The organism is Arsenophonus sp. ENCA (assembly GCF_002287155.1).
Classification (GTDB): domain Bacteria; phylum Pseudomonadota; class Gammaproteobacteria; order Enterobacterales; family Enterobacteriaceae; genus Arsenophonus; species Arsenophonus nilaparvatae.
This window is the reverse complement of record NZ_NHNG01000110.1, coordinates 1-8,400: the sequence shown is the minus strand read 5'-3', so window position 1 is coordinate 8,400 and position 8,400 is coordinate 1. Positions and strand designations below refer to the sequence as shown.

8 protein-coding genes and 1 pseudogene are annotated in these 8,400 nt (G+C 36.4%); 6 read left to right on the top strand and 3 right to left on the bottom strand.

Annotated elements, in window-relative coordinates; all coding sequences use genetic code 11:
- The 3 genes from CBG25_RS03200 to CBG25_RS03190 form a co-directional block, all read left to right on the top strand.
- Positions 1–192 (top strand): hypothetical protein (locus tag CBG25_RS03200; protein WP_290604466.1); only part of this gene is annotated, 192 nt, incomplete at its 5' end.
- Between the two features lie 94 nt (positions 193–286).
- Positions 287–1,282, top strand: coding sequence for a glyceraldehyde-3-phosphate dehydrogenase (gapA, locus tag CBG25_RS03195; RefSeq protein ID WP_290604465.1), 996 nt, complete (start codon positions 287–289; stop codon positions 1,280–1,282).
- Positions 1,283–1,404: 122 nt separating this feature from the next.
- A complete protein-coding gene (locus CBG25_RS03190; RefSeq protein ID WP_290604463.1) occupies positions 1,405–2,301 on the top strand; it encodes a D-hexose-6-phosphate mutarotase in 897 nt (298 codons plus the stop codon).
- Positions 2,302–2,444: 143 nt separating this feature from the next.
- Here the strand turns inward: CBG25_RS03190 and fadR are convergent, their stop codons facing one another.
- Positions 2,445–3,167: a fatty acid metabolism transcriptional regulator FadR gene (gene fadR / locus CBG25_RS03185; RefSeq protein ID WP_290604461.1), complete on the bottom strand. Its 723-nt coding sequence runs from the start codon at positions 3,165–3,167 to the stop codon at positions 2,445–2,447.
- 225 nt (positions 3,168–3,392) lie between these two features.
- On the opposite strand from fadR, the gene nhaB reads away from it, so the two are divergent.
- Both nhaB and dsbB read left to right on the top strand, forming a co-directional pair.
- Entirely contained in the window at positions 3,393–4,937 is a 1,545-nt protein-coding gene (gene nhaB / locus CBG25_RS03180) for a sodium/proton antiporter NhaB (RefSeq protein WP_290604459.1), read from the top strand.
- Between the two features lie 210 nt (positions 4,938–5,147).
- Complete coding sequence (gene dsbB / locus CBG25_RS03175; protein ID WP_290604457.1) at positions 5,148–5,678, top strand: disulfide bond formation protein DsbB; 531 nt, start codon at positions 5,148–5,150, stop codon at positions 5,676–5,678.
- Positions 5,679–5,816: 138 nt separating this feature from the next.
- On the opposite strand, the gene CBG25_RS03170 is transcribed toward dsbB, so the two are convergent.
- Positions 5,817–6,149: a multidrug efflux SMR transporter gene (locus CBG25_RS03170; RefSeq protein ID WP_290604455.1), complete on the bottom strand. Its 333-nt coding sequence runs from the start codon at positions 6,147–6,149 to the stop codon at positions 5,817–5,819.
- Between the two features lie 201 nt (positions 6,150–6,350).
- Here CBG25_RS03170 and ttcA point away from each other — a divergent pair, with 201 nt between their 5' ends.
- The gene (gene ttcA, locus CBG25_RS03165; protein ID WP_290604467.1) at positions 6,351–7,259 is read left to right on the top strand and encodes a tRNA 2-thiocytidine(32) synthetase TtcA; all 909 of its coding nucleotides are present in this window, start codon (positions 6,351–6,353) and stop codon (positions 7,257–7,259) included.
- 225 nt (positions 7,260–7,484) lie between these two features.
- On the opposite strand, the pseudogene zntB reads toward ttcA, so the two are convergent.
- A pseudogene (zntB, locus tag CBG25_RS03160) lies at positions 7,485–8,240 on the bottom strand (zinc transporter ZntB).
- Positions 8,241–8,400: the final 160 nt, after the last annotated feature.

The following is an 8,400-nucleotide window of genomic DNA, read 5'->3' as shown; positions in this document are numbered from 1 at the left end:
GTAGACCCTTTATTGATGATACCTTCTTACTCCTTAGCGCAGGTCTTTGGAATTTCCATCTCAGAACAGCGTAAAATTTACTTCAATCACCGAAACACCCTTATTTCACTATTAAGCAACACGCTTATTGACCTTAAGCTTGTTGGCAAACATACAAAAGGTGCTTTATATGTCAATTTTTCTGGTAATTGACACGATTCCGCTTGACGGATGGCAAGGTTTTGGTAACGATAGAAACAATATTGAATTCTTTTAAATTAAATAAAATATAGCTGGTGGAAATACTATGACTATCAAAGTAGGTATTAATGGTTTCGGTCGTATTGGCCGTATTGTTTTTCGTGCTGCCCAAGAGCGTAAAGATATTGAAATCGTAGCAATCAATGATTTATTAGATGCCAATTATATGGCCTATATGTTGAAATATGACTCAACCCATGGCCGCTTCAACGGTACTATCGAAGTTAAAGATGGTCATCTGGTGGTTAATGGTAAAACTATTCGCTGCACGGCAGAGAAAGATCCTGCTAACTTGAAATGGAATGAAGTTGGTGTCGATGTGGTTGCGGAAGCAACAGGTATTTTCTTAACTGATGAAACAGCACGCAAACATATTGCGGCGAGCGCTAAAAAAGTCGTTTTAACTGGCCCTTCTAAAGATGATACCCCAATGTTTGTAATGGGTGTTAATCATAACACCTATAATGGTCAGGATATTGTTTCTAATGCCTCTTGTACCACAAACTGCCTAGCCCCATTAGCGAAAGTTATCAATGATAAATTTGGTATCATTGAAGGTCTGATGACTACCGTCCATGCAACGACTGCCACGCAAAAAACCGTTGACGGACCTTCAGCTAAAGATTGGCGTGGTGGACGTGGTGCTTCACAAAACATCATTCCTTCATCAACCGGCGCCGCTAAAGCTGTTGGTAAGGTTATTCCTGAATTAAACGGCAAATTAACCGGTATGGCTTTCCGTGTTCCAACCCCGAATGTCTCAGTTGTTGACTTAACCGTTCGTTTGAATAAACCTGCCACTTATAAAGAAATTTGCCAGGCGATCCAACAGGCAGCAAATGGTGAATTAAAAGGCATTCTTGGTTACACCGAAGATGATGTTGTTTCCACAGATTTTAATGGCGACAAACTAACATCAATTTTTGATGCTAAAGCGGGTATTGCCTTAAACGACAGTTTCGTAAAATTAGTAGCCTGGTACGATAATGAAACCGGTTATTCAAATAAAGTTTTAGATTTAATTGCCCATATTGCTAAATAAATAGCTTAATTACTCGCTTCAAGCCGCCATTAATGGCGGCTTTTTTCATTCTGGCATATAATCCAACGATATTTTTAAACTAGCTAATTTCTAATCATAAAAAATATAAAAAGGACGAAATGATGAATGACACGACACTGTTTAGTTTACCTGTAAAAGAAACAATTTCATCCTATATTACACTTCGACAGCTTGATAAACTTCCAGTCATTATTGTTTCTCATCCTAAAGTGAGTGCCGCAGTCAGTCTGCAGGGAGCACAGCTACTTAGCTGGCAGCCCGAGGGGGAAAAAGCCTGTTTATGGTTGAGTAAAAATAGTCTATTTCAAAAAAATACCGCTATTCGCGGCGGAATTCCTATCTGCTGGCCATGGTTTGGCTTGGTCGCTCAACCCAGTCATGGTTTTGCTCGTTTACAGGAATGGCAATTGACAGCGCATAGTGAGCTTACAAATAGCGTGATCCTTACCCTAACACTTTCTGATAATGAAATGACAAAAAAGATATGGCCACATGAATTTACCTTAATAATGCGCTTAAAACTAGCAGCGACCTGTGAAATTGAATTTGAATATTATGGTACTGAGCCTGCCACCGGTGCATTACATACCTATTTACAAGTAAGTGACATAAATAAGATATATATTGAAGGTCTAGGCAAACATTATATTGATAAAGTAGCTGATCGTGATGTTTATACAGAAGAAACAAAAACTTATATAACCACACGAACTGATCGTATTTATACTGAATCCGATGATTGTAATTTGGTATATGATAAAAATTGGCAACGTATTTTAGAAATACACCATTACCATCATAGCGACATAGTATGTTGGAATCCGGGCGCTGAACTATCCAGTACCATAAAAGATATGACCAGCGATGGTTACAAAAAAATGCTATGTTTAGAAACAGCCCATATTAGCCAACCAATGCAACCAGCAGGTGAAAAACCTGCCCGCATGTCATTAACCTTAGGTGTGCGTAGCATCAAGATGCAAGACGTAATGTTATAGCTTTGCGATTTTTATGCAGAAATAATAAGCAAGATTGTTAAAATTTATTAGTATTTTACACTAATAACCGCTATCTCAATTAACGCCCTCACTTTTGATGAGGGAATAAAAATAGGCTGATAGCGCATTAACTAGCAACGAGTTTAACGTAATTCAGACAAATTATTTATCATATTGTCTTTATCTTTCATCTCACGCCAAATATTACCACTATCTTTGCCATAACTACGAACCCGATCTAGCACCAGATCATTGTTTTCTTGTTCACATATTTTGGCTAAATCATGGTAGAAACGGCAAGCAAGCAGACGCGCCTTAGGATCAGAAAAATAGTAACGGCCAACGCGGGTATATAATCCTTTCAAACCATTTAGGATCAAGCCATAGATAGGATTACCAGAGACAAATGCGAGTCCACGAAAAATATTATAATCAACTGTACTAAATGCTTCAGAACAATCTTCTATATTCTCTCTTATTGATAATATCTCTAATGATTTTGATTTACTTTTACGAAAGGCAGTTCTAATAAAAATAGCTGAAATATTGGTTCTAACAGATAACAAATCTTCAATCAGTTTTGGTGCTCCACTGTGATCTAACCGCGCCACCGTTTCTAAAATATTAAGTCCTGAGGTTTCCCAAAAATTGTTTACTTTAGTTGGTTTTCCATGCTGAATAGTTAGCCAACCGTCTCTGGCAAGCCGCTGTAAAACTTCTCGTAATGTTGTTCTCGTTACCCCAATTGACTCCGATAGCTCACGTTCAGCAGGTAAAATTGAACCGGGCGGAAAATGGTTATTCCAAATACTTTCAACAATATACTCTTCTGCAAAATTAGCCGGACTTTGCGCTCTAATAATCATATTTTTCTCTACCTAAAACAAATTTTTGCCATTAATAAAACGAGATAATATCAGAATGAAAAAGTTTGAGGTAGCCGAGTTATTAAGAAATACTAATCTGACCATAAAGACTTAATGCAATTTGTCGTTAATTAGGAAATCGTTCTTTTAATTTCTGGTATAAAAAACGTAGTATGCTACGTTAGTCAATTTTACTTATATACTAGTGAAGGAAAGCAAGTAATAATGAATATAAATATCAGACAAATTATGTTAAAAAATTTCCTTGGTAATTCCCCTGAATGGTACAAATTGACCATTATTTTCTTCTTGATAATCAACCCGCTGTGCTTTTTTTTAGTTAACCCTTTTATTGCCGGTTGGTTACTGATTGCTGAATTTATTTTTACCCTTGCTATGGCGCTAAAATGCTACCCACTACAGCCTGGCGGATTACTTGCTGTTGAAGCGGTAATAATTGGGATGACTTCACCGCAACAAGTAAGTCATGAAATTGCTAACAATATTGAAGTAATACTGCTATTGATTTTTATGGTTGCAGGTATTTATTTCATGAAACAATTGCTGTTATTTGCTTTCACAAAATTATTACTGTCAATACATTCTAAACGTGTACTCTCACTGGCTTTCTGCCTAGCAAGCGCTTTCCTTTCTGCCTTTTTAGACGCGCTAACAGTTATTGCCGTTGTGATAAGTGTAGCCGTTGGTTTTTATTCTATTTATCATAGCTATGTATCCAGCCAGAAAGAGCTTCTTGTGCCGGAAAATAACGCTGACATGACCGAAAAAAGCCAGATCCTTGAACAGTTTCGGGCTTTTTTACGTAGTCTAATGATGCACGCCGGCATTGGCACTGCATTAGGTGGCGTAATGACAATGGTTGGTGAGCCACAAAATTTAATTATTGCTAAATATGTTGGCTGGAACTTTAGTAATTTTTTCTTACATATGATCCCGGTGACGCTGCCGGTATTTGTTTGTGGCTTAATTATTTGCTATTGCGTCGAACGCTTTAAATTATTTGGTTACGGCGCTGAATTACCTGAAAGTGTTCGCCATATTCTGCAAATCCACGATAAAAAAGCCAGCAGAAAACGGGATCGGCGAGAAAAATTGCAACTAATAACGCAAGCATTAGTAGGCGTTTGGTTAATTATTGCTTTAGCTTTCCATCTTGCAGAAGTCGGCTTAATTGGTTTATCTGTAATAATCTTAATAACCTCATTTTGCGGCATAACTGATGAGCACACCATTGGCAAAGCATTTGAAGAAGCTTTACCCTTTACCGCCTTATTAACGGTATTTTTCTCAATTGTGGCAGTCATTATCGATCAACATCTTTTTACGCCATTTATTCAATTTGTATTACAGTCTTCAGAATCATCGCAACTTGTTTTATTTTATTTATTCAATGGGTTACTTTCTGCCATTTCAGACAATGTTTTTGTTGGCACCGTTTACATAAATGAAGCGATGAGTGCGTTAAAAGCGGGATTAATATCACGTCAACAATATGAATATCTGGCAGTTGCCATTAATACGGGGACTAATTTACCTTCAGTCGCAACGCCAAACGGTCAAGCCGCTTTTCTGTTTTTATTAACTTCAGCGCTTTCTCCTCTTATTCGCCTTTCATATGGTCGAATGGTTATCATGGCTTTACCTTATACTATTGTTATGACGCTAGTCGGTTTACTAGCCGTAGAACTATGGTTGATCCCGGTAACAGAGTGGTTTGCTTCATTAGGCTTGATAAATATAGCCAAATAACTTTTTATTAATAATGCTATTATTTATTTGAAAATAATAGCATTCCCCTGTCATTTTAAGCAAAAACTATCGGCTAAATAGAAAATTCATTTTAACAATTTAATTCATTATCTTATTAGCTAATTTAAATTAGCTGTTTTTTTTGTCGTAAACTAAATAAGATCATATGCTTGCCTAACTAACTTATCGAGATAATGGAATAGAATGAACATGTTTAAATTTTTTTACTCATACTCTCAAACCAGAAAAGCTTGGTTGCTAGTAGCTACTAGCGCCTGTATGTTAGAAATTATTGCACTTTATTTTCAACACGGTATGGGACTTAGACCCTGCGTATTATGCATTTACGAACGGATAGCGATATTTGCTATTTTAGCGGCAGGTTTAATTGCTGCCATGGCACCAAAAAGTGCTTTTCGCTTAGTAGCACTAATTTTATGGTTATATAGTAGCTGGGAAGGATTAAAATTAACCTTCGAACATACTCGACTACAACTTTATCCATCTCCTTTTGATTCATGTGATTTTGTCGTTAACTTTCCTTTATGGCTGCCACTTAACCGCTGGTTACCGACTGTTTTTGAAGCCTACGGTGACTGTAGCCAAAAACAATGGTCATTTTTGAATATTGAAATGCCCGTATGGTTATTAATTATTTTTATTGCTTATTTCTTGGTGGCAATAATTGCCTTGTTAAGCCAATTTTTATGGTTTAAAAAAATAGTCATTAAGACAATTTGAGCTGGACTAATAGTTACCAGTCCAGCTTTCGCTATGGCGATTTGATGAAAATAGTGCAGGTTTCCAGCTGAAAATAGTCAAATAGCTAAATAAATATTAGGGGTAAAAGATTATTAACTAATGCTCCTTTAACTATTATCAATGAACACTACTTTTAGAAACCAGATTAATAACTAAAACTCCGGAAATAATTAACAAAATACCTAAAATGGCAGGCCAATCTAATTTTTGCTGATAAAGAAACAACGCTGCCACAGACACCAGCACGATCCCTAAACCAGACCAGATAGCGTAGGCAATACCTAATGGCATCATTTTAACTACTTGTGATAAACCAAAAAATGAAATGCTATAACCAATAACAACAATAATCGATGGCAACAAACGGGTAAAACCATCGGAAGCCTTTAATGATGTGGTTGCAATCACTTCAGCCACAATCGATATTAATAGATATGCCAATCCTTTCATTTATACTCCTAAATATAAACTAATCATCACAATGGTAAGATAATCGAAGCGTTGATTGCCAGTATGTGGGGTAAAACTAAAATAACCAGCAAAAGTTTTCTTTTGCTTTAAACTAGCCTAAACTGGTCGCATTTTCTTATCGCTGTGGATTTAAAAATCATTCTTTTGATAATAAAATCGATTACCTTTAATACATTAGTAATAAATATGAATCAACAAAAAGAAGAATATAACTTTAATAAACTACAAAAAAAGTTACGTCGTAACGTTGGCCAGGCGATCGCTGATTTCAATATGATTGAAGAAAATGACCGCATTATGGTTTGCCTTTCTGGTGGCAAAGATAGTTACACCCTATTATCAATATTACAAAATTTACAAAAAAGTGCACCAGTAAATTTTACTTTATTTGCCGTCAACCTTGACCAAAAACAACCAGGGTTCCCTGCCGACATTTTGCCATCCTATCTCAACAAACTCGGTATTGAATACCAAATAGTTGAAGAAAATACCTACGGTATTGTGAAGGAGAAAATTCCGGCAGGAAAAACTACCTGCTCACTATGCTCTCGCCTGCGTCGCGGTATTTTATACCGGACTGCCAACGAACTGGGAGCCACTAAAATCGCGTTAGGCCACCACCGCGATGATATTTTACAAACTGTATTTCTCAACATGTTTTATGGTGGCAAACTCAAAGGGATGCCCCCTAAGCTAAAGAGTGACGATGGTAAACATATCGTTATTCGTCCCTTAGCTTATTGCCGGGAAAAAGATATTGCCAACTACGCAAAAATTAAAGCATTTCCAATTATTCCTTGCAATCTTTGTGGTTCTCAACCCAATTTACAACGGCAAGTTATCGGCAATATGCTAAGAGAATGGGATAAACAGTACCCAGGACGAATTGAGACTATGTTTCAAGCGATGCAAAATATTGTTCCTTCGCATTTATGCGATAGCAACCTATTCAATTTCAAACAAATTAATCATCCCAGCAACATTATTAATGATGGCGATTTAGCATTTGATAAAGAAACATTTCCCATCATCAACGTCCACCAAGATAATTTTCCCTCAGATCGAGTTAATATAGTTGAAATAAAATAAAAAAAAGCCGATGTATTAAACATCGGCTGATAGTGGTCAATTATTCTGTATAAGAACTCAATATGAGAAAAACTACAATTATAGAGCACAACGTTCATCGCTTAACGTTGCATTCACCTGCAAAATCAATTCTGCCCTAGTTAAGGTTAAAACTTCTTGATATAGCTCAATTTATTTTTTACTAAACTAAATAACTGGAAATTTTATATTGGAAAATGTTTTATTTTATAACCACTTACCTCTTTTTAGCCACCAGATAACAAAACTAATTAAGCAACTTAATAATAAACAAAAAACACTAAATGCAAATTTAAATTCACTACCAGGTATATCATTGAGGTTAACTCCAAATAATCCGGTTAAAAAGGTTGATGGAAGAAAGACAATCGCTAACATTGACATAGTATAAATCCGTTTATTTGTTGCTTCTGATATCAACGCATTAATTTCATCAGTAATAACGGCGGTACGAGCAACAAAACCATCTAATTCATCAATACAGCGTCCAAGCCTTTCGGCATTTTCCTGCATGCGGTGGCGATCATCATCGCTCATCTATAAAAGTTTTTCTGTCGCTAAACGTGCAAAAACATCCCGTTGAGTAGACATATAGCGGCGCACAATAATAACCTGTCTTCTTAATAACGCTAATTTTCCCCGTTCAGGGATCTCTTCAGTTAAGATCTTTTCTTCCATTTTAATTAAACGATCATACAAAATATCGGTAAAATCACTCACTTCATCGTTAATCGAATCAGCAACTTCGACTAACCATTCTCCGCTCGTTTTTGCGCCAACATGATGATTAAGATCGTCAATAACAGGCTCAAGAGATTTAACTTTACGATGTCGACTAGAAATAATTATTTGATTATTAATATAAATACGAAAGGCAACTAGCTGCTCAGGCCGGTCTCCAATATTTTTATTAATCGTTTGTAAATTAACCAATGTACCATCACCAGTTCTTATTATACGCAACCGATTGATATTTGGGCACCTCGAAAAACCTAAGCCGAGTTTGATTTTGCTGATAAAGTTATCGGAAGCTGGTCTACTGAGCTAACCACCATGAAGAAACGCAGCGCCATTAAGAATGACCTCTTTGCAAACCAGTATCACCAACAGACGATCGACAAGT

What these genes read in the sequence shown, in the direction of transcription:
- gapA (WP_290604465.1), top strand. Translation starts at nt 287, where the DNA reads ATGACTATCAAAGTAGGTATTAATGGTTTCGGTCGTATTGGCCGTATT.
- CBG25_RS03190 (WP_290604463.1), top strand. Translation starts at nt 1,405, where the DNA reads ATGAATGACACGACACTGTTTAGTTTACCTGTAAAAGAAACAATTTCA.
- fadR (WP_290604461.1), bottom strand. Translation starts at nt 3,167, where the DNA reads ATGATTATTAGAGCGCAAAGTCCGGCTAATTTTGCAGAAGAGTATATT.
- nhaB (WP_290604459.1), top strand. Translation starts at nt 3,393, where the DNA reads ATGAATATAAATATCAGACAAATTATGTTAAAAAATTTCCTTGGTAAT.
- dsbB (WP_290604457.1), top strand. Translation starts at nt 5,148, where the DNA reads ATGTTTAAATTTTTTTACTCATACTCTCAAACCAGAAAAGCTTGGTTG.
- CBG25_RS03170 (WP_290604455.1), bottom strand. Translation starts at nt 6,149, where the DNA reads ATGAAAGGATTGGCATATCTATTAATATCGATTGTGGCTGAAGTGATT.